At 71.3% G+C, this 17,916-nt stretch carries 28 protein-coding genes; 19 read left to right on the top strand and 9 right to left on the bottom strand.

Going from position 1 to position 17,916, the window contains the following annotated elements:
* Window positions 1-115: 115 nt before the first annotated feature.
* Window positions 116-664, bottom strand: coding sequence for a hypothetical protein (locus BM430_RS15695; RefSeq protein ID WP_143132049.1), 549 nt, complete (start codon window positions 662-664; stop codon window positions 116-118).
* A gap of 74 nt (window positions 665-738) precedes the next feature.
* Window positions 739-1,242, bottom strand: coding sequence for a hypothetical protein (locus BM430_RS15700; RefSeq protein ID WP_143132050.1), 504 nt, complete (start codon window positions 1,240-1,242; stop codon window positions 739-741).
* A gap of 185 nt (window positions 1,243-1,427) precedes the next feature.
* On the opposite strand from BM430_RS15700, the gene BM430_RS15705 reads away from it, so the two are divergent.
* The 14 genes from BM430_RS15705 to BM430_RS15770 all read left to right on the top strand — a co-directional run bounded on the left by BM430_RS15705 (window position 1,428) and on the right by BM430_RS15770 (window position 8,640).
* Entirely contained in the window at window positions 1,428-1,637 is a 210-nt protein-coding gene (locus BM430_RS15705) for a hypothetical protein (RefSeq protein ID WP_058617492.1), read from the top strand.
* Window positions 1,630-2,031 (top strand): hypothetical protein, encoded by a 402-nt coding sequence (locus BM430_RS15710; RefSeq protein WP_093568200.1) that lies wholly within the window; start codon window positions 1,630-1,632, stop codon window positions 2,029-2,031. The genes BM430_RS15705 and BM430_RS15710 overlap by 8 nt, the downstream gene beginning before the upstream one ends.
* Window positions 2,028-2,483: a hypothetical protein gene (locus BM430_RS15715; protein WP_093568201.1), complete on the top strand. Its 456-nt coding sequence runs from the start codon at window positions 2,028-2,030 to the stop codon at window positions 2,481-2,483. Before BM430_RS15710 ends, BM430_RS15715 begins: the two co-directional genes overlap by 4 nt.
* Window positions 2,480-3,013, top strand: coding sequence for a hypothetical protein (locus tag BM430_RS15720; protein ID WP_093568202.1), 534 nt, complete (start codon window positions 2,480-2,482; stop codon window positions 3,011-3,013). The genes BM430_RS15715 and BM430_RS15720 overlap by 4 nt, the downstream gene beginning before the upstream one ends.
* 75 nt (window positions 3,014-3,088) lie before the next feature.
* Entirely contained in the window at window positions 3,089-3,832 is a 744-nt protein-coding gene (locus BM430_RS15725) for a hypothetical protein (RefSeq protein ID WP_093568203.1), read from the top strand.
* A 79-nt stretch (window positions 3,833-3,911) separates the two neighbouring features.
* Complete coding sequence (locus tag BM430_RS15730; RefSeq protein WP_093568204.1) at window positions 3,912-4,562, top strand: hypothetical protein; 651 nt, start codon at window positions 3,912-3,914, stop codon at window positions 4,560-4,562.
* An 82-nt stretch (window positions 4,563-4,644) separates the two neighbouring features.
* Complete coding sequence (locus BM430_RS15735) at window positions 4,645-5,487, top strand: hypothetical protein (protein WP_093568205.1); 843 nt, start codon at window positions 4,645-4,647, stop codon at window positions 5,485-5,487.
* 80 nt (window positions 5,488-5,567) lie between these two features.
* Window positions 5,568-5,927, top strand: coding sequence for a hypothetical protein (locus BM430_RS15740; RefSeq protein WP_093568206.1), 360 nt, complete (start codon window positions 5,568-5,570; stop codon window positions 5,925-5,927).
* The gene (locus tag BM430_RS15745; protein ID WP_093568207.1) at window positions 5,927-6,175 is read left to right on the top strand and encodes a hypothetical protein; all 249 of its coding nucleotides are present in this window, start codon (window positions 5,927-5,929) and stop codon (window positions 6,173-6,175) included. The genes BM430_RS15740 and BM430_RS15745 overlap by 1 nt, the downstream gene beginning before the upstream one ends.
* Window positions 6,168-6,689 (top strand): ribosomal protein L7/L12, encoded by a 522-nt coding sequence (locus tag BM430_RS15750; RefSeq protein ID WP_093568208.1) that lies wholly within the window; start codon window positions 6,168-6,170, stop codon window positions 6,687-6,689. Before BM430_RS15745 ends, BM430_RS15750 begins: the two co-directional genes overlap by 8 nt.
* A gap of 158 nt (window positions 6,690-6,847) precedes the next feature.
* Window positions 6,848-7,450: a hypothetical protein gene (locus tag BM430_RS15755; RefSeq protein WP_093568209.1), complete on the top strand. Its 603-nt coding sequence runs from the start codon at window positions 6,848-6,850 to the stop codon at window positions 7,448-7,450.
* A 125-nt stretch (window positions 7,451-7,575) separates the two neighbouring features.
* Window positions 7,576-7,995 carry a hypothetical protein gene (locus BM430_RS15760; RefSeq protein ID WP_093568210.1) on the top strand — a complete coding sequence of 140 codons (420 nt, stop codon included), beginning with the start codon at window positions 7,576-7,578 and terminating at the stop codon, window positions 7,993-7,995.
* A gap of 13 nt (window positions 7,996-8,008) precedes the next feature.
* Window positions 8,009-8,308 carry a hypothetical protein gene (locus BM430_RS15765; protein WP_093568211.1) on the top strand — a complete coding sequence of 100 codons (300 nt, stop codon included), beginning with the start codon at window positions 8,009-8,011 and terminating at the stop codon, window positions 8,306-8,308.
* On the top strand, window positions 8,308-8,640 hold the full coding sequence (locus tag BM430_RS15770; RefSeq protein ID WP_177303064.1) for a hypothetical protein: 333 nt from the start codon (window positions 8,308-8,310) through the stop codon (window positions 8,638-8,640). Before BM430_RS15765 ends, BM430_RS15770 begins: the two co-directional genes overlap by 1 nt.
* Before the next feature lie 50 nt (window positions 8,641-8,690).
* On the opposite strand, the gene BM430_RS15775 is transcribed toward BM430_RS15770, so the two are convergent.
* Window positions 8,691-9,293 carry a metallophosphoesterase gene (locus BM430_RS15775; protein ID WP_093568212.1) on the bottom strand — a complete coding sequence of 201 codons (603 nt, stop codon included), beginning with the start codon at window positions 9,291-9,293 and terminating at the stop codon, window positions 8,691-8,693.
* 241 nt (window positions 9,294-9,534) lie between these two features.
* Complete coding sequence (locus BM430_RS15780) at window positions 9,535-9,813, bottom strand: hypothetical protein (RefSeq protein WP_093568213.1); 279 nt, start codon at window positions 9,811-9,813, stop codon at window positions 9,535-9,537.
* Window positions 9,814-10,466: 653 nt separating this feature from the next.
* Between BM430_RS15780 and BM430_RS15790 the strand changes: the two genes are divergently transcribed.
* From BM430_RS15790 to BM430_RS15800, 3 genes are all read left to right on the top strand, one after another.
* Window positions 10,467-11,990, top strand: a complete 1,524-nt coding sequence (locus BM430_RS15790) for an integrase family protein (protein ID WP_093568215.1) — start codon at window positions 10,467-10,469, stop codon at window positions 11,988-11,990.
* 171 nt (window positions 11,991-12,161) lie between these two features.
* A complete protein-coding gene (locus BM430_RS15795; RefSeq protein WP_093568216.1) occupies window positions 12,162-12,743 on the top strand; it encodes a metallophosphoesterase in 582 nt (193 codons plus the stop codon).
* 34 nt (window positions 12,744-12,777) lie between these two features.
* Window positions 12,778-13,332 (top strand): hypothetical protein, encoded by a 555-nt coding sequence (locus BM430_RS15800; RefSeq protein ID WP_093568217.1) that lies wholly within the window; start codon window positions 12,778-12,780, stop codon window positions 13,330-13,332.
* On the opposite strand, the gene BM430_RS15805 is transcribed toward BM430_RS15800, so the two are convergent.
* From BM430_RS15805 to BM430_RS34745, 5 genes are read right to left on the bottom strand one after another with little or no spacing between them, the layout of a single operon-like run.
* Complete coding sequence (locus BM430_RS15805) at window positions 13,329-13,610, bottom strand: hypothetical protein (protein WP_093568218.1); 282 nt, start codon at window positions 13,608-13,610, stop codon at window positions 13,329-13,331. The genes BM430_RS15800 and BM430_RS15805 overlap by 4 nt on opposite strands.
* Entirely contained in the window at window positions 13,607-13,795 is a 189-nt protein-coding gene (locus BM430_RS15810; protein ID WP_143132051.1) for a hypothetical protein, read from the bottom strand. The genes BM430_RS15805 and BM430_RS15810 overlap by 4 nt, the downstream gene beginning before the upstream one ends.
* Window positions 13,792-14,640 (bottom strand): HIRAN domain-containing protein, encoded by an 849-nt coding sequence (locus BM430_RS35040; protein ID WP_210188440.1) that lies wholly within the window; start codon window positions 14,638-14,640, stop codon window positions 13,792-13,794. The genes BM430_RS15810 and BM430_RS35040 overlap by 4 nt, the downstream gene beginning before the upstream one ends.
* Window positions 14,637-16,151, bottom strand: coding sequence for a hypothetical protein (locus tag BM430_RS35045; RefSeq protein WP_093568220.1), 1,515 nt, complete (start codon window positions 16,149-16,151; stop codon window positions 14,637-14,639). Before BM430_RS35045 ends, BM430_RS35040 begins: the two co-directional genes overlap by 4 nt.
* Complete coding sequence (locus BM430_RS34745) at window positions 16,141-16,305, bottom strand: hypothetical protein (RefSeq protein WP_177303065.1); 165 nt, start codon at window positions 16,303-16,305, stop codon at window positions 16,141-16,143. Before BM430_RS34745 ends, BM430_RS35045 begins: the two co-directional genes overlap by 11 nt.
* A gap of 33 nt (window positions 16,306-16,338) precedes the next feature.
* Here BM430_RS34745 and BM430_RS15830 point away from each other — a divergent pair, with 33 nt between their 5' ends.
* Together BM430_RS15830 and BM430_RS15835 are read left to right on the top strand one after the other, a co-directional pair.
* Window positions 16,339-17,409 (top strand): hypothetical protein, encoded by a 1,071-nt coding sequence (locus BM430_RS15830; protein ID WP_143132052.1) that lies wholly within the window; start codon window positions 16,339-16,341, stop codon window positions 17,407-17,409.
* 11 nt (window positions 17,410-17,420) lie between these two features.
* Window positions 17,421-17,903 (top strand): hypothetical protein, encoded by a 483-nt coding sequence (locus BM430_RS15835; protein WP_093568223.1) that lies wholly within the window; start codon window positions 17,421-17,423, stop codon window positions 17,901-17,903.
* Window positions 17,904-17,916 lie beyond the last annotated feature (13 nt).

Below are 17,916 nucleotides of genomic sequence, written 5' to 3' on the forward strand. Positions count from 1 at the left end.
GAAAGAGTCAACTGAAATTAAGCAAGGCAGACACTTATCCACAGGATTTCTTCGGGCATGAAAAAGCCCGCCCTGGTCGCCCGGGGCGGGCTTTGTCGTTCCGGCGTTGGCGCGATCAGGCGGCGCGCGGCTCGGCGATGAGGTCGTCGAGGACCTCGATGAAGTGCCGCCTCTTCGCGTCGTCGCCCACGAGACGCTGGTGCGCCTGGGCGGCCGCGGCGGCGGTTCGGGCCGCTTCCATGCCGCGGTACTCGGCTGGCGTCATCGGGCGCGGCAAACCGGGCAGGAGCCGTTCGCCGAGGAGATGCCGACCCACGGTGGCGTTGTCGTGCCGCGACAGGGCGACTTGCTGATCGACGGAGAGGCCGTCGAGATAGGCCGTCGCCGCGTCGTCAAGGACGGCCTCGCCCTCAAGCTCCTCGCCCATGAGATGGGCCAGCGCCGCCCGGCCCCAAGCCTCCTCCGCGGACAGCGGCGCCGGCGCCTCGGGGGCGCGCTGAGCCTCCGCCTCGAACGCCGCCTCGGCCTCGCCGACGGGGTCGGGCGGCGTCAGGGCCGTGCGGACGAGGCGGGAGACGAGGCGGCCGCCCTCCCAGACCGTGACCCAACTGAGGCGCCCGGCGGCCGCGAAAGCGCGGGCGATAGCTAGCAAAATCCCCTTCATCATCCCCTCCGTGGACTGACGCTCCTGAAGATGCCGCGGGTCGATGCATACGACACGCGGTCCCGCTCGGTACGTCACGCCACGCCGAGCTCCAGGGCCTCCTCGTACGTGACGGCACGGAACCACGCGCACCTCGCGGTCGCTCTCACGCACGCCGCGACGTGCTCTTCCCCGGCCCAGCCGTAGACAGTCTCTGCTTCGTAGCCGTGGCCGGCAGGGACGGCGAAACGGCAGGGCGCCTCCGTCAGGCCGACGCGGGAGCAGCGCCTCCGCCAGGCTCGCCGATTCGCGCCCGCGGGATCGACGAGGTCCTCGGCCGCCGCGGTGCTGATCTCCGCGACCGTCCCGTCCGCCTCCACGACGTAGGCCCGGCTCGGGCTGCTGGACCGCGCAGACGCCACGGCGACGACGGTCCCGGGCGCCAGCTCGTAGCGAGCCCGGCCGTCCTCGTGGGCTCCCTCCACAGGACAAAAGCGCGCACCCAGCGCGAGGCAATCCTTGGCGAGGACGGCCTCGTAGGCCTGCTCCCAGGCCGGCATGACAAGGACTGCGACGCCATTCCTTGAAGGATCGCTCATTCCGTCCTTCGATCGCCACCAAGCATTCATCGTGTAATCCTTCGAAACTCGAAGCATCAGCCTCGGGAACGATTTGCACACAAAGGGGCCTCGTGGGTGCAAATCGTTCCAAATGCCGAATAGGCCTTGACGACTCCAATTGAAGCTGGAACGCTATAAAGCGTCAATAGCTTCAGGAGGCGTCGGTGACGGCGGAGGACGTGAGGGCGCTGCTACGGCAGCGCGTGGATACGGAGGGGAGCGCGCTGGCGTGGTCGCGCCGCCACGGCGTCAGCACGGCGTACGTCCTCGATGCCCTGGCGGGCCGTCGCGGCCCCGGCCCGGCGATCCTGGAGGCGCTCGGCGTCGAGAAGGCCGACGCGACCTACCGGTTCAAGGAGGCGGCCCATGGATAAGTGGACCGCGGGTCTCAAGGACCTCGACCCGGTGCAGACGCGCAAGCGCCTCGCCGACCTCCTCGCCGAATGCCGGTTCGTGTCCCAGGGCCTAGAGTTCTACCAGGGGCAGGGCCTGCGCGATCAGGCCTCGCAGACCGAGCGCAACCTGCTCAAGGCGGCCAAGGGCGAGATCGAGCGCCTTTCCGCGCTGCTCGCCGAGTACCGCTCGGGCCCGCCGCCGGCGCCCCCGCCCTACGACCCCTACGCCGCCGCCCGGGAGCGCGCCGCCGCCAAGGCCGCCGAGGACCTGCCCGCGGCGGAACCGGAGCCCGCCCCGGCCGCGTCGACCCGCCCGACCTTGCCGGTCCGCGGCGCGCGCCTTCCGCGCATCCTGCCCGGGAGGCCGGCGTGAGCAACCAGGGCCGCCCGGGGGATTCGCCCCTCTCCGTCTATCGGTCGCCCGATCCCGTCGCCGTCGCCAGGCTCGTCGAGAGCCACGGCATGGATGCTGCCGTCGGGCGCTTCTATTGGCTGTCGAGCGAGGGCGTCGGGAAACTGGCCCAGCGCGGTCGCGAGATCCTGCGCGGACGGACGGGCCCACCGATCCCGGCCCGGGGCAGGCGCCGGTCGACGACGCCAGAGCAGGAGGCGCACGGCATCGCCGAGGTCCTCCGCCTCGGTTCCGTCCACCGCGCCGCCCGGGCGACCGGCATCAGCCACTCCCTGCTGCGCACGCTCCTAGTCGAGCGCGGCATCCCCGTCCCCCGCCTCAGCCGCGAGGAGCGCGTCAGGGCCGTCCTGGCCGGGCAGGCGCGCGCCGCGGCCGCTTCCGAAACCCCCGCCACCGAGAGGACCGCAGCATGACCGACATCACCGCCAAGGCCCGCGGCTTCATCGCCGGCGAGATCGCCGCTTCGGGCACCCGCCCGGCCGCCGACGTCGCCGGTCGTATCCTCGCCCGCCTCGACCGTCAGGGCCTCGCCGTCGTCGACGCCAGCCAGGCGCAGGCCGTGAGCGCCCTCGCCGGGATCGACGCCATCCTCGCGCTCAGGGACCTCGTGGGCGACGAGGAGCTCGTGCAGGAATGGGCCACGCAGCTGGGCATGGAGAGCCCGGCGGGCCTGATGGCCGCCCTCGTCGCGGTTCGCGATGTCCTCGACAGGCCGCAGGCGCCGACCTTCACCGAGGCCGCGCTGCGGGACGCGTATCGGCTCGGCTTCGACCGCGGGGCGTACGACGCCGGTGGCCACCCGCTCGCCTACGACCACGAGGGCGACGAGTTCCGCCTCCGCGAGGCCGCCGACCTGCAGGAGTACCTCGGCGAGGCGCCGGTGGACGAGGCCCTCGCTCGGCTCAACGCCGCCCACTCCGGCCAGGCCTCCGTCGCGGCCTGATGGCTTCGTCGCGCGCCAGGCGACGGTGGCGCAGCCCGACATCTCCGATCCACCCCGGTTTCGACAGGACGCCCCATGCGGCGCGAGATCACCTCCACCCCGTACAGCCCTCACCGCTACGTCGACGAGCTCTCCGACACGGCGCTCGCCAACTACGGCGTCTGGCGGGATTCGCTCCTCCGCGGCGACGCCGACGCGCTGGCGCTCGCTTACACCCTCGCCATCGACGTCTTCGTCAAGGACGCCTCCGGCGTTTGCGTGCGCGAGCTCTTGGATGCGTCGAGCATGTTCGGGAGCCTCGCCACAGGCATCTACTGGATCAAGGACTACGAGGCCAAGCTCCAGGCCATCGTCTCCATCTTCGGCGGCGCCGCCCGGCGCGACGTCTGGTTCCTCATCAGGGACCGCGTCGAGGAGCCCGGCATGCCGGAGCAGTTCCACGACCTCAAGGGGCGCATCCTCTGCCGGGTCGAGAACGGCACGCACAATGCTGCCGACCTCGCCTGGATCGAGGCCGCGGCCGCCCGCCAGGTCACCGACGACGACATGCTGCAGCTCGACGTCTTCGGCGGCGACGAGGCCGACACGAAGGAGCTCTCGCGCCGGGTCGTCCGGGCGCGCCGGGAGCACAAGTGCCACTGGACCGGCCTGCCCATCGCCGTCGGCGAGCGCCACCTGGTCATCCGCGAGGTCTGCGAGGGCGACTTCGTCACCACCCGGCACAGCGTCCTGGCGGTGTGGTTCGCGGTCTACGGCGACGACATCGCCCTGTCGGAGAGCCTGCGGCCCGCCGAGGCGCCCCTCTCCGCCGCGGCCTGAGGGCCTCCGTCGCGCGCCAGGCGGCAGTGGCGCCCACCAACATCCCCCAGCAACCCCGGTTTTCCCAAGGAGCGCCACCGTGCGCCAGTTCAACCTCGGCCTCAACCTCACCACCGACGCCGCCAAGGCCATCGCCAAGGCGATGACCGAGTGCACGCTCTTCGAGACCTCGCTGGAGCGCACCGACCGCGTCCTCGCCGCCCTGGCGAAGGCGGACCTCGTCATCGTGCCTAAGGTGCGCGGCAACGCCGACGCCGTCCGCGAGGCGGTCCGGACCGGCAACTGGTCCGCCGTCTCGGAGCGCGATCTTCTGGCATGGCGCGACGCGCCTCTTCCGGGCGAGGCCGTCCCCGTCGTTGAGGGGCCCGTGACGCTGGAGGTCGGCAACATCCTGACGCTCCCGCCCGGCACGGAGATCCGGTCCGCCGACACCGCGGCGCCGGAGCGGGACGACCTCGGCCTGCGTCCCTGGTCGGCGGACGACTTGGCGGCCCGGTACGGCTGCCGCGTCGAGGTCGCCGGCATGGACGACGCCCACATGCCCCTGACGGACGAGGGCATCGCCGGCGACCCGCAGTACGTCGTCGTCACGGAGCGGGCGACGGGGCGCGTCGTCGGCATGGTCGAGGCATGGCGGGACGAGGACGGCGACGTCCTGGTGCCGCACGCCTGGCTCTCGACCGTCCTGTCCGCCTGGGACGCCGCGCGCGATCCGCAGCAGGCCGCCTGAGCGCCCCGCTCCGTCGACGCGCCCGGCGACAGGGGCGCACCCCCGATTCCTCCCCCCACCCCGGTTTCAGCAGGAGCGCCGCGTGCGCCAGAACCAAGCCTCCAAGGCAGCCTTCGACAAAGCCTTCACCGCATGCCTTACGGGGATCGACCTCGACCATCCCGCGGCGGGTGAGGTCATCGCTTCCGACGTGATGAATGCCCTCGACAGGGCCAGCATCGAGATCGTGCGGAAGGAGCCCGCCCCGGTCGTCGTCATGGCGTCCCGCGTCACGCACGAGGACGGCAGCGTCACCGAGCAGCGGTCCGCACCCGTGGGGAACGATGCGGCGCAGCCGGCGATGGCGACCTACCACGTCCGCGTTGGCTGGCCCGAATTCTTCTCCAAGGCCGTCCGGCTGCCCAAGGGCTCCGACGTCGCCACGGTCGCCCGGGCAGCCAAGGATGCCGCCGCCGATCATCATGGAATGAAGCATCGGGGACAGTGGCCCACGTTCTCCTGGGAAGAGGACCGGTTCCTCGCACCCGACGAGCCGGCCCCCCTCACGTTCATCGTCGGCCCGAGCCAAGCCCTCATCGAACGGCAGGGAAGTGAGGCCAGCTACGGCCTGGCTCTGATCGCGCTGCGCGAGGGTAAGAGCGCCGTCGACGTCGCCGAGGCCCTCGGCAGGTCGTCTCCGGACGGACGCCAAGGCAACATCTGGAAGCTGCTCGATGACCGGCGCCGCACAGTGCGGGTGGATGTAGCGGAGCTCTCGCCCGGGGAAAAGGTCACGGAGGTGCCCGGCCTGGTGCTCCGGGACAACGGCATCCTGGCCGTCTTCTACGACGACGGACACATCGCCTTCGGGGGCGACGCCGCCGACATGGTCGCCTTCCGCGACATGGCCGCCACCGTCGTCGGTGCGCCGAGGGCGGCCGCCTGAGGCATCGCCTCCGTCGCGCGCCAGGCGGCAGTGGCGCCTCCGATTCCTCCCCTCCACCCCGGTTTCACAGGAGCGCCACCGTGCGCACCGTTCACCTCGACCTCGACGACAGCCTCTCAATCGGGACCATCGACCTCGACGTGGCGACCGGCATCGCCCGCATAGGCGAGGAGACCGTCCGCGTCCTTCATGTCCTGGCGGCGAACGAGTTCACCGTGCCGCTCGCCTACGAGACGACCGCCGAGGAGGCCCTGCGCCTCGCCGCGGCAATCATCGAGTGGGACACCGGCATGATGGAGCAGGCGGACAGCCCGTTCTCCGGGTCCGCGCCGAAGCTCTCATCGAAGCAGGTCATCCGCTCGTTCCTGCCGAAGATGTACCGGTGCGAGTTCCGCGACCTATACGTCGACACGTACGGCTACGCGGGGACGCTCCGCTGATGCGCGCCCTCCTCGCCCTGATCGCCGGAGGCCCGCTCAGGGTCTCCACCAGCGCGGCCGCCATCGTGACGTGCGCCTTCCTCCTCGCCGGCAGCGGCGGGGAGCTCCTCCGGGCGGCCTGGCACTCCTTCCTCTGGGCCGGGGGATTCGTCCTGGTCTGGGCCGTCCTCGCCATCATCGGGAACGCCGCCGGCGTCGCCGACGACACCACCCCTTCCGCAACCGCCAAGGAGGCGTCCCGTGATTGACCTGCAGTCCATCGTCCGCCTCGCCATCCGCTCGTCCGAGCAGACCGCCAGCCCCAAGATCGAGGCCATCAAGTGGGTCAGGCGCGCCCTCGGCGTCGGGCTCAAGGAGGCCAAGGACATGGTCGAGGACGCCTACATGTGCGGCCCCGTCCGGTTCGCCGAGAAGCACGCCCGCGTCGTCGGGGTGCAGGACACCTGCCCGAACCGCCCGCTGGAGAACCTGGAGAAGGACGAGCATGCCGAGATGGAGGCCGCCCGCGCCCGTATCCGAGTCCTGGCCTCCGCCGTCGGCATGAGGGCGGAGATCCTCCTGCAGCCGGCCTACCTCACCCCCGAGGAGCGCACCCGGAACTGCCGCATCGAGGCACGGGCCCGGGACCTCTACGAGGCGGGTCGGAAGCGGGTGAGCGGGCGCCCGGGATGGGACCACCTCGACCCGAACTGCCCCTACGACATGGGCATGCGGAACCACGCCCTGACCGAGGCGAAGCGCGAGCTCGGCGAGGTCGCCTGACCCCCCAACAGGCCGCTGATAATCCGTTACATAGTATTGATCTCGCGTTACACCCGGCGAGTGCGAGATTTTTACTAACGAATGCTTGACGTCATCCATGGTCGCGCGTATATATCGGTCATGGGCAGGCACATCCTCCCATCAGCAGGAGCATCCTAATGGCCACGACCGCCACCACCTCCACCGACACCGCCGTCCGCTTCTTCATCGCCGTCATCGGCGACCAGGATGCCGTCTACGGCATCGGCCACAGCGCCGATCAGGCCATCGAGGACGCTCGCAGCAACGGCGACGCCGCGGAGCCTCTCGACTTCGTCGCCCAGGAGTGCACGAAGCGCCTCTACGACTACGTCGAGGAGAACGGCTCCCCCCTCAGCTGGACCGTGAGCAAGGCCGGCCTGCAGGATTTGCGCGAATACGCCGAGTTCTGCGTCTTCGAAGGCATCGACGGTTCGAAGTACCGCTTCTCGGCCGAGGATCGGGCCGATGCGGCCCGCAAGGCCGTCCTGTCGCTCGACGGCTACGCCTACGGCACCGACGCGGACGGCGACCCGCTCGTGATCGAACTCGACGCCCCGGAGATCGAGGCCAAGGTCCGTGCCCTCGTCGAGGCCTTCCGGGACGCAGCCACGTGGGACGACTGCGCCGAGGCCATCGTCGCGCACATCAACGCCATCGCCCGGGAGAACGGCTGCGACCTGCGTTTGGACGTGACCTACACCGGCCAGACGGACCGCCTCTACAGCCACGAGGCCGATTGATCCCACCATCGCCGGGGCGCCAGCCCCGGCCTCTCGCGGGTCGCCTCATCGGGGCGCCCCGCCGGGGGCCGGACAGTCCACCCCCAGGGCCGGCAGAGCCGCCCGCCACCACAGGAGCATCCTCGATGTCCACGAAAGTCCACGTCCTGAAGCGGGCCCTCGCCCGCCGCGAGCGGGAGGAGGTCTACGCCGCCTTCGCGCTCTCCATTGCTGGCGGCAAGGCCATCCTGTTCCACGCCCAGCCCGTCGAGGTCGTCGACCGGGCCTGGAAGCCGATCCCGGGAACCGGCCTCGACCTCGTCATCCGCGCCGCGACGTCGGACGATGCATACGACGCCTGGACGCGCCACGCCGAGGACGTCGGCGCCGTCGGCACGCATCGCGTCATGCTGACGTACATCCAGCCTGCCACGGAGGAGCGGCCCGCCAGGGAGATGGAGAGCCTCAAGGACATCGACCTCGACAAGCTGGCCCTCATGGACGAGCTCGGCGACCTGTACGACGAGGACGTCGCCCTCGGCACTGCCATCCCCGGCGCATTCTGAGGAGCCACCCGCCATGGCCGTCGCATCCATCCCCGCCCGCTACGTCAACCCGGTCTCCGAGGCCGTCCTCAACGCCCTCTCCGACGTCACCGACGTCGAGGAGGCCCGCCGCCGCATCGCGAGCGTCCAGGCTTCGACGGGCAAGCGCCGCCCGGCCTGGTACCGCGAGGAGCGCATCGCCGACGAGTTCGCCGCCACGCTCGTGAACGGGGCGGTCCTGGCCTGGGGCCGCGTCTTCGACGGAGAGCCGTGGGAGCTGTTTTACTGGGCCGACGCCGAACGCGGCACGGTCCTTTGGAGGGAGAAGCTTTGATGACGCCGCGCGACATGGTGGTCCTCGCGGGCCGGGCCCTGACGGGCGGGGAGGACTGGGCCAAGCCGCTCGCCAGGGCGCTCGGGGCCTATCACCCCGACGGGCCGAGGGACTCGATTGACCCCCGTTCGGTCAGCCGGTGGCGGACCGGTGCGATGGAGGTCCTGCCGTGGGCCGCGGCTGCCCTGCCGCAGATCTTGCGGGAGCATGCGGAGCGCCTCGACGAGGAGATAGCCCGCCTGGAGGAACGCGCCGACGTGATGACGGAGGCGGCGATAGAGATCGAGCGCGAGCTCGACGAGCTGCCGGAACCGCCCGGGCCGCGCCCATAGCCTGAAACGCCGAAGGGCCCCCGGTTCGCCGCCGGGGGCCCTTCGGCGTTTCAGGCCTGCTCGGCCTCGCGGGCGTCGGCCCGCCAGCGCTCCTCGGGCAGGTCGGGCGTCGCCTCCATCCGGGAGATTACGTCCTCCAGCCGGGCCGGCGCGTAGCCCCAGACGTCGACGCCGACGTCACAGGACTGCGACGTCCCGGGGAGCGTCCCGTGCGTGTGGCCGTGGACGTGCAGGGCGCCGTGGAAGCTGCCCGGCCAGGCGCGGAGGGGGTAATGATCGGCCACGACCTTCCGGCCCGCGGCGTGGATCGTGAGCCGTTCCTGGACGCTCTCCCAGGGCAAGCCGGTGACCCTGGGCCTGTCGTGGTTGCCGACGACGAGGTGCTTCTTCCCGGGGAGCGCCGCGAAGATCTGCGCGGTCCGCTCCGGGGTGTGACCCCACTCGAAGTCGCCGAGGTGGACGACGGTGTCGGTGGGGCGGACGCACGAGACCCAGGCCTCGATCAGGAGGCGGTCCATCTCGGCGACGTCGCAGAAGGGGCGGCCCGAATGGCCGATGCTCCCGGCGTGGCCGAAGTGGGTATCGCCCACGAGCCAGAGGGTGCCCTTCGAGGGCGTCAGGTTGCGGTGGTGCGTGAGCGGTCGGTTGGTCATGAAGGCAGCCTCCTGTCGGAAGGGGGCTGCGCGCGCGGCGTCACGCCCCCGGGATGGGTCTCTCGGTCGGTTTGGGGGCGGGTATTCGTTTCACGGCGGACCTCTCGTCGGCGTGGGACCAGGGATCGCAGCTCGGGATTCCTTCGGTCAAGCAGGGTCGTGCGGCACGGTTAACGGAAAGCCTGGGCGCGGCGATTGTCACTTTCCGCTCCAGGTGGTGGGGTGGAGCGGAAAGTGACAATCAGGGTCCGGGCACGTCGCGGTCCGGAGGGCGCCGGCTCCCCAGGTCGGCGAACCTGGCACGGCACCAGGGCACGTACTGCGACGGCCCCCGCTTGCCCCACGCCTTCGGCCACCGGCACGCCACCAGCGCCAGCATGACCTCCTCCAGGCTCGCCCGGGGCCCGAGGCGCGAGATCAGCCTCTCGGTGTCGTAGGAGCCCCGGCGCCGGGGGCACCAGGGGCAGACGATGACGACCCGCCGGTAGGGGAACGCCCCCAGCGTCCGCGGCACCTCCATCGCGTCCCCTCCGTTGAACCGCCTCGCTTGTTCCCTATCTGTTCTCCATGGGGAGACGGTCAATGCTCAGCTTGGACGACATCGTGGCCGCGGCCGCCGGGGACGAGCGGGACGCCCTCCGGCGGGCGATGGCGGAGGATCTGGAGACGGCGGCCGCGCGCCGGGGCGGGCCCGGGTTCGTCGGGGCCTCGACGCCGGCCGACCTGGCGCGGGCGTTGGGTCGGGAACGGCGGGCCAGGTTATCCACAGGAACCCCGCGGCGGGGCGACCCGGGTCGCCGGCAAGCCTAGCGGGAGGGGGGTGGCGACCCAGAACCGACCCAGTGGGTCAGGGCCCAAATGAAATAGCCCCGGCGTCCTTGCTCGGGGCTTTGGCCTAAGTCGCTGATTGTATTGGGCCGAACCCTGGTCTGGCTCGGTGTTGAATGGTAGCGGAGGAGGGATTTGAACCCCCGACACAAGGATTATGATTCCACGTGTCAGCGGTTTTCGGGCCCCTCCGGCCCGGATCGGCGCGCCCCGGTAGGTGTCGATATCCCGGGGTTTAGCATGTCCGATCAAGGTCTTGGCAAGGTCTCCCCTCTAGGGATGGGTGCGAGCCCGGGCGGCGATCCGCCCGAAATGGTCCGCCCGAGATCCGCCCGAGAACGCCCCATGCCCACCAAGCTCACCGAGGCCCTCGTCAGACAGGGCATCGCCGACGCCGTCCCGAAGGGGAAGGCGTACGACGTCATCGACGCCGGCTGCCCCGGCCTCATCATGCGGGTCGGTCCCCGCGGGGTGAAGTTCGCCTTCAAGTTCGAGTCGGGCCACAAGACCCACCGCCTGACGCTCGGCTCGACGACGATACTCCGGCTCGCGGATGCGCGCGCGATCGCGACCGAGGCCCGGCGGCGGCTCGTAGACCGGCTCGGCGTGCCGGACGACCGCTGGCTGGAAGCCAAGCTGCGCCAGATGCGGAAGCTGCCCCCGAAGGAGGAAAACCCGACCCCCCGGGACCCAGCGCTCGTCGAGGCCTTCGAGGACATGTGGCGTCCGGACGAGTGGACCTGGGAGGAAGCCCGCGCCGCCTACCTCGCCGAGGTCAAGCGGGTCCGGCGCCCCGACACGCACACGGACTACCGCAAGATGCTGCACCAGCCGGAGCTCGCCGTCTTCGAGGGCCGGAGGGTCAAGCGCATCACGATCGAGGACCTCGCCACGATCGTGCATGCGATCCATGCGTCCGGCCGGGAACGGCACGCCGAGCATCTGGCAAGCGTGCTGCGCCCCATGTGGTCCTACCTGGCGAAGCACGAGCACAAGAAGAAGAGCGGCGTCGAGGCAGGCATGCCCCTGCTCAAGGCCCCGGAGCGGACGCCTGGCGACAAGCCCCGCGCCAACGGCAAGGTCCCCGGCGAGTATTTCGCCTCGGCCCAGGAGATCGGCTACACGCTCGCGGTCGCGCACTCCGGGGTGCTGGAGCCGTCCCTCGCCGTGGCCCTGGAGCTGCTGGTCCTGACGGGCCAGCGGCGCCGGCCGATTGCGTCGGCCGAGGTCGGCGACTTCGTCGAGTACGTCGAGCAGCCCGGCTGGGGCGTCTGGGCGATGCGCCCGATCCACCGGAAGACGGCGGCCAAGCGCGGGGATCGGACACTCCACTGCGTCCCCCTCCCGCCGGCGCTGTGGCAGCGCCTGCGGGTGCAGATCGATCGCGCTGGGGGAAGCCGGTTCCTGTTCCCCCAGGTCCGTCCGCGCAAGGCGGGCGCGCCGGCCGACGGGCATCTCTCCCCCGCCGCCATCAATCATCGCCTCCTCGACATGGGCGTCCGGGCCTCGCCGCACGACCTGCGCCGCGGGATGACTTCGCTGTGCCAGAGCGAGCTCCGGATCCTGCGGGCGACGATCGAGCTCATCGTCGATCACAACGAGGGCGTGCCGACGGACAACGTGCTGGAGCGGCACTACACTGCGGACAAGCGCCTCGACTTGAAGGCGCCGGTCATGGAGCAGTGGTGTGGGTACGCCTACCACCAGGCCGAGGCCGCCGCGGCGACGCTCCCCTCGATCGAGACGCTCGGCGCCGAGCTCGCCCGCCGGCGCCGGGAGCGCGAGCTGGCCGGCAAGGGCAAGCGGACGAAGCCCGAGGCGGACGAGGCAGCGGAGGAGGACAAACCCGAGGCGCTCGCCGCCGCGTAGCCCAGGGACAACCCCGTTCCGGCCGGGTGCCCCCTTGCCCGGCGCCCCCCGATGCCCGAGTCTGCCCCGATGACGACCACCCTCCGCATACGGAAACGCCCGGCCTGAAGGCCGCCACCCGCCGCCGGGATCCTCGGCGGCCCGCGTTCCCCCATGCATTCGGAGGGCCCCATGCCCGTCACCTGGTTCGTCTCGGATACTCACATCGGGCACAAGGGCATCCTCTCGCCCAGGATGGACCGCCCGCGCCCCTTCGCCTCGATCGAGCAGCACGACGAGGTCCTGATCTCGCGCTGGAACGACCGTGTCTGCAAGCATGACATCGTGTACCACCTAGGCGACTTCGCGTATGGGTGCAGTCATACCTACGCTCGGCAAGTATTCGATCGCCTGAACGGCATCAAGTTCCTGATCCGTGGCAATCATGAAGAGAGGGGCGACAGGCTTCCATGGGCGTCCCCGCCGGTGGATGTACTGCGCGTCCACGTGCAGGATCCGGGAATGCCGCGCGCCCAGGGGATTTGGCTGTCCCATTACTCGCATCGGACGTGGCCGAACATCTGGCGGGGCGACATTCACCTCTATGGGCATTCGCACGGGTCCCTGCCGGCGACCTCGCGGTCGTGCGACGTCGGCGTCGACTGCTGGGGCTACCGGCCCGTGCGGCTGTCCGAGGTGATGGAGGTCCTCGACGAGACGGCCGCCCGGGAGGCCGGGGCCGCCGCCGCGGCGGCGCTCGCCGAGGCGGCGTGAACGGGCCGGTAAGGGGGGGCGGGTAGGACGGGGCATGCCCCGCCCCCGCCTCGTCCGCGCTCTCGCCTATCACCACCCCGGCCCGCATCAGGCCGACCCGGACTTGCCAAGGCGGGAGATGTGGGTGGAGCGGGCAGCGGACGGGATCGCGGCGCTGACCGCGCACCCCGTTTACCAGCTAGCGCCCCTTCACCCAGAGATCCGCAAGTTGATGGTCCATCCCGGGCTGCAGCGGCGCATCATGAAGGATGTGCGCTTCACGAAGGACGGACCGATCGAGGCCCTGATCTGGTGCCCGCGGTGGGCGGGGCGTTTCGGGGCGTACCGCCTCGCCGAGCCGCCGGGGTCCCTCTACGATCCGTATCGCCCCCACGACCCTGACAACTTGTTCACAGACTATGACCACTGGATCGGCATGACCCGGAATCGGGTTTGGACAACGGGCGGCGGCGATCGGGATCACCTCGTGCTCGGTGCTTACGTGCACCTATTGGCGCGCCTGGACCCACACGGAGACCCGCTCCCGGCGGAGCCGCAGGGGGCGATCCCGGACGCGGACGAAGACGCTCTGGGGACGCTCGCGCCCTAGGAGCGTGGGGGCCGCCGCGCCGCGGCGATGGCGGCCTTCGACTCCGCCCGCTCCTCGGCGCAGGCCTCCTCGAACGCCTTCCGCAGGCGCTCCCGGAGCGCCAGGCCCTCGGCGGCCAGGTCGGTGCCCGCGTGCTCCGGGTACTCCGCCACGACGAGCCGGCTGGCGTACGCCGCGTACCGCGCCTGCCGGCGCCACCGCTCCGCCGGCGGCCGGGCGAGGACCTCCCGGGCGTCGGCGACAGCGGCTTCGAGGGAGGCGTGGGCTGGGCGGGTCATGCGCGGGCTCCGGTGGGAAGGGTGACGGGGACGTAGACGAGGCCGTTCGGGAACAGGCGGACGCGGTAGACGCGGGGCGGCTGCCCGGGGACGAGGCGGTCTCGGACGAGATCGCCGTCGCGCTCGGCCGTCTGCAGGCGCAGGGGGAGCGCCTCGATCGCGGCGCGTAGGTATCCTCGGGTCATGCGCGCGCCCACTCGTACGGGGGCTCCTGGCGGTGGTGCCGGACGCCCCAGACCTCCCCGAGGTTGGCCTTCGAGCGCGGCGCCCGGCACCACGCGCGCAGCGCCGCGTCGAGCTCGGGCGTGATCCCGAGCCAGGTGCAGTAGCGGCCGACCGCGATGCCGGCCCCCGCGGCGAGGCGGACGATCGTCGACCGCGAGCAGCCCAGGGCCCGGGCGAGCGTCTCCGGGTCGCAGTGCGAGCCGACGGCGGGGAGCTCCGGCTCGAACGGGACGGTCATCAGGACCTCGACCGCCTGCCGGAGACGCCGGGTCCGCATCGCGGCTTGCCGATCGGCCGCGCGCTCGGCCCGCTTCAGCGTCCGGCGGTGGAGGCGGGCCTCGCGCTCGGGGACGGCATACAGCGCTTCGTTGACGACGTGGCGCATGTGGCGCTCGTGCCAGGGCGCAGCCGCGGCGCCGACGACAAGGGCGCGGCAAGACCACGCTTCCCCGTCCCCGGCGTCGACGACGTAGGCCCGCGCCGGCGCGCCGGAATCGAGGAGCGGGGCGACGTCGCAGGCGACCGTGCGCGGGACGTGCCCGAGCATCCGCGTGTTCCGCCAATGGATCTCGATGGCGTTCCGGTCGTGGGCGTTCTCAGGGTGCCGGACGAGCTGGAGCACGTCGCCGTTCGCAGGCATGACGACGACGTCCAGGTCCTCGTCGCGCCGGGCGTAGTCGTAGAACTGGAGGCCGGCGACTTGGCAGGTGAACCAGGGCTCCCCCACGGCGAGGCGGGGGAGCTCGACGCCGACGGGCGTGTCGGCCAGGCCGGCGAGGTCGGGGACGATCGGGAGGGGCGTCACGAGGGCCTCCCCTCGGCGCGGGCGGTGAGGATGCCTGACATGCGGGCGAACTCGGCGGTGATCGCGAACGAGCCACGGGCCTGGAAGATGGTCTGCAGAGTCGGCGGTGGCGGTGTCTCCTCCACGGGCCGCTCGACCGGAACGAGGAGAGATGTGATCGTCTCCTCGGACCACGGGAGGGGCGTGGGCATGGGGCCGAGCAGGTTGCTCCAGGCGTCCTGACGCTGGCGGTCGTAGACCTCCCCGATGGTCTCGTTCGCGGCAACGATGCCGCCGAAGAGCAGGTGGTCCCGGACGGCCGCATCGATGCGTTCGCCTTCGAGGAGGACCCACTCCGGCGCTCGATCGTCCCCGGGGCGCGCCCCTCCCTGCACGTCGTACGTGGCGAGGTACGGGAGGCCCGCATCGGCCACGATCGTCCCGGGCTGGTAGGCCGCGTGCGGATGCCATGGGCCCTCGTAGGAGATCAGGTTGTCGTAGATGCACGTGCCGATCGGCAGCCGCCGGACGCGTTCGAGCGTGCTCGTTCGCATCGGGCCGGGATTCCGCTCGACCCCGGCCACGAGATGCCTCTCGGCCGGTGGGGGGAGCTGGTCCTCTGGGCGGTCCTGCGCTTGTCCGGCGCGCGCGATCGCGGCGCGGTAGGCGTCCAGGATGACCATGTTCTGACGTTCGATCCCAGCCCCGATCAGGGACCGCGCAGGTACGTCGAACCGGATGCCGGACCGCGTCCTGAAACCCAAGCCCTGAAGGTGGAAGAGCATCCACGCTTCGACGACCGGGTCGGCCTCCTGCGCCGTGAGCTCCATGATCGGGTGGATCGGTCCGTGCGAGATGCCCGCTCCGATGATCGCCACGTCCGGCCTCTCGTTCGTGCGGATCCTGACGCCCCCGCTCAGCTCGAAGGGCCCGATTTCGCCGATGGGGCGGAAGGACGTGACGCGGAGACCGGGGGCGTTCGGAACGAGGTAGGCCTCGCCGCGTAGCGGGAGCATCCGCGCCTCCTCGCGCGCCTCTCGCATCAGGCGGCGCATCTCGCGATGGGCCCGGTCAACCTCCTCGCGCGCCGCGACGATCTCTGGAGGCAAGCGGTCCCGGCGGAACGACCTGCCGTCGTCCAGCAGGACGATCCCCGTGTCCTCGTCGACGCCGAACCTGTGCCCGGCGGCGGCGAACGCGGCGGCGAGGTGCTGGACCTGCATGGCCGCGCCTTTGCCGGGGCCGTGATTCGAGTACCCGCGCGCGTAGTCGAGCACGTGGCACCGCACCCGCACGGTCAGCACGGAGAAGCCGTCGGCCCGGCGTAGTGACCAAATCGAGTTGTCGGCCAGATCCTCCCCACCGACGAGGGCGTCGTAGTCCCCATCGCCGACGCAGTGCCGCATCGCGGCGCCTTCACGGTCGAGGGCCTGCCAGGTTACGAGGCGGACCCAATACATGCCCTCGTCGGCCTCGACGCGGTCGGCGGTCCCCCGCTCCCCTGCGGGAGCACCCCGGGTCTCAGAGGCCATCGCGCTGCCCCCGGTTGCGACGAGCGAGGCGCTCCCGCAGGGCGTGGAGCTCCTGGTCGAGCACGCTCGCCCCGCTGAGATCGAGGGGCCACACCGGGCTGTAGGGCTCGCCCATCACGACGAGATGCCGCTCGATCCCGACCAAGTTGCACATCTTCTCGGAGGGGAGCCGGCGGCCCCGGAGGGCTTGACCGAGGTCGCCCTCGTGCAGGCACGTAGCCCACGCGTACGCGCGCTGGGATCCCGCCTGTGCGACGCCCTCGCGCAGGCGTGCGACTACGTCGTCGTAAGTAACCAGGCGCACGAGACGCCCGCCTTCGGCTTCCATGAAGGCCTCCCCGGCCGAATCCAAGACCACGCTTCGATTGTCCCACTTGCGAAACTGCGCGCAAGGGCGAAAATACCAGCAAGCGACGATTCACGAGCGATCGGGAAGCGAAACGCGGTTCGGTATCATTTGGGAAGATTGGTGGAGACGATGCTTCAAAGGACCGAATGCTCGAACCTTGCCGCCGCAAATGCGGCGCCCCCGTTCCTTGACCTCGCGTTCCGCAAGGCCGGCCACGGGAAGCTCGTCGCGGGCCGCACGCGCCTCGCCGACGTGGCCTGGGATCGCTGCAGGACCGGCATGCGCGAGGCCGGGTTTGATGTCCGGGACGGCGTCGTGACATGGGATCTCGCCCGCGCCCCGGCCGAGCCGAAGCTGTCGTTTCGGCTTGCGGCATGGGAGCGTGTCACCCGCGCCGAGCTCGGTGCGATTGAAGCGAGGGAGGCGGCCCGTCGGCCCGTCGACGCGAAGGCACTGGCAGCCGTGCAAGCCGACCTGGAGGACGCGCTCGCGAGGCATGCGTGGGCGTTCCGGGACAAGGCAGCCCTCGCGGCGGGGTTCGCGGGCGCCAGCCGTCTCACCCCCGGGCAGCACCGATTCGCGCGGGCCCTCCTGCACGAAGCCCGGGACGTCGTCGCAGCGGTCGATCGCCGGCTTCGCGAGCCGGCCGGTGAGGAGGACCTCGCCGCCGTGCAGGAGTTCGACATCCGGGAGGACCTGCTCGCGGCGTGCCGGTGGCTGTCCGGGCTCGACGACGACCGCTGCCGGGACCGCAACGGGCGGGGCTGGAGCGCGGTCGCGTCGGGCGCCGGGCACCGGCTCGCCGCCGCCGATTCGTTCGACGTGCTCCAGGCCGCGCACGCCCGCCGGCTCGTCTACCCGCACCGCGCCCAGCTGCCCGGCGATCTGCGCGCCCGGCTTGGCCTGTGAGGGAGGCCCTGATGCTCGCGCGAATCCGTGCCTCGTGGCGCCGCCTCCTCGGCGCGAAGCCGGCCCCGGCGCCGCCGGCCCGGGAGCCCTGGCCGATGCCCGAGGTCGTCCGCGCGCCGAGGCAGTCGTGGCCGGTGGCGGAGCTCGTCCAGCAGCACGCGCGCGTGCTCCTCTACAGGCACGAGAGATTGCCGGATCCGCTGCCGCTGCCGGCGCCGCTGCAGGCGTGGGTCGGCCGGCTGGACGCGACGCAGCTCGGTCTCGTCATCGGGTGCGAGGCGTACCGACTCCACCGCCACCTCGCGAACGGCCTGGAGGGCGGCGGCGCACTGGGCCCGTTCCGGCTCCCGCCGGTCCTCCCCGGGGCCGCCGCGCCTCCGCCGGCGTCGGGCGGTGGCGGCGGCAAGGGCGGTCCGCCTCGGTCGGTCGACCTCGCGGAGGCGCTGGCGGAGCTCGGGCTGACGCCCGCCTACACCTACGGACCTCGTCGCTAAAAATCGTGACCGG

The organism is Methylobacterium sp. 174MFSha1.1 (genome assembly GCF_900116815.1).
Lineage (GTDB): Bacteria > Pseudomonadota > Alphaproteobacteria > Rhizobiales > Beijerinckiaceae > Methylobacterium.

What these genes read in the sequence shown, in the direction of transcription:
- BM430_RS15725 (WP_093568203.1), top strand. Translation starts at nt 3,089, where the DNA reads ATGCGGCGCGAGATCACCTCCACCCCGTACAGCCCTCACCGCTACGTC.
- BM430_RS15760 (WP_093568210.1), top strand. Translation starts at nt 7,576, where the DNA reads ATGTCCACGAAAGTCCACGTCCTGAAGCGGGCCCTCGCCCGCCGCGAG.
- BM430_RS15800 (WP_093568217.1), top strand. Translation starts at nt 12,778, where the DNA reads ATGCCCCGCCCCCGCCTCGTCCGCGCTCTCGCCTATCACCACCCCGGC.
- BM430_RS15745 (WP_093568207.1), top strand. Translation starts at nt 5,927, where the DNA reads ATGCGCGCCCTCCTCGCCCTGATCGCCGGAGGCCCGCTCAGGGTCTCC.
- BM430_RS15810 (WP_143132051.1), bottom strand. Translation starts at nt 13,795, where the DNA reads ATGACCCGAGGATACCTACGCGCCGCGATCGAGGCGCTCCCCCTGCGC.
- BM430_RS15700 (WP_143132050.1), bottom strand. Translation starts at nt 1,242, where the DNA reads ATGAGCGATCCTTCAAGGAATGGCGTCGCAGTCCTTGTCATGCCGGCC.
- BM430_RS15765 (WP_093568211.1), top strand. Translation starts at nt 8,009, where the DNA reads ATGGCCGTCGCATCCATCCCCGCCCGCTACGTCAACCCGGTCTCCGAG.
- BM430_RS15695 (WP_143132049.1), bottom strand. Translation starts at nt 664, where the DNA reads ATGAAGGGGATTTTGCTAGCTATCGCCCGCGCTTTCGCGGCCGCCGGG.
- BM430_RS15770 (WP_177303064.1), top strand. Translation starts at nt 8,308, where the DNA reads ATGACGCCGCGCGACATGGTGGTCCTCGCGGGCCGGGCCCTGACGGGC.
- BM430_RS34745 (WP_177303065.1), bottom strand. Translation starts at nt 16,305, where the DNA reads ATGTGCAACTTGGTCGGGATCGAGCGGCATCTCGTCGTGATGGGCGAG.
- BM430_RS35045 (WP_093568220.1), bottom strand. Translation starts at nt 16,151, where the DNA reads ATGGCCTCTGAGACCCGGGGTGCTCCCGCAGGGGAGCGGGGGACCGCC.
- BM430_RS15710 (WP_093568200.1), top strand. Translation starts at nt 1,630, where the DNA reads ATGGATAAGTGGACCGCGGGTCTCAAGGACCTCGACCCGGTGCAGACG.
- BM430_RS15775 (WP_093568212.1), bottom strand. Translation starts at nt 9,293, where the DNA reads ATGACCAACCGACCGCTCACGCACCACCGCAACCTGACGCCCTCGAAG.
- BM430_RS15805 (WP_093568218.1), bottom strand. Translation starts at nt 13,610, where the DNA reads ATGACCCGCCCAGCCCACGCCTCCCTCGAAGCCGCTGTCGCCGACGCC.
- BM430_RS15780 (WP_093568213.1), bottom strand. Translation starts at nt 9,813, where the DNA reads ATGGAGGTGCCGCGGACGCTGGGGGCGTTCCCCTACCGGCGGGTCGTC.
- BM430_RS15790 (WP_093568215.1), top strand. Translation starts at nt 10,467, where the DNA reads ATGCCCACCAAGCTCACCGAGGCCCTCGTCAGACAGGGCATCGCCGAC.
- BM430_RS15795 (WP_093568216.1), top strand. Translation starts at nt 12,162, where the DNA reads ATGCCCGTCACCTGGTTCGTCTCGGATACTCACATCGGGCACAAGGGC.
- BM430_RS15720 (WP_093568202.1), top strand. Translation starts at nt 2,480, where the DNA reads ATGACCGACATCACCGCCAAGGCCCGCGGCTTCATCGCCGGCGAGATC.
- BM430_RS15755 (WP_093568209.1), top strand. Translation starts at nt 6,848, where the DNA reads ATGGCCACGACCGCCACCACCTCCACCGACACCGCCGTCCGCTTCTTC.
- BM430_RS15835 (WP_093568223.1), top strand. Translation starts at nt 17,421, where the DNA reads ATGCTCGCGCGAATCCGTGCCTCGTGGCGCCGCCTCCTCGGCGCGAAG.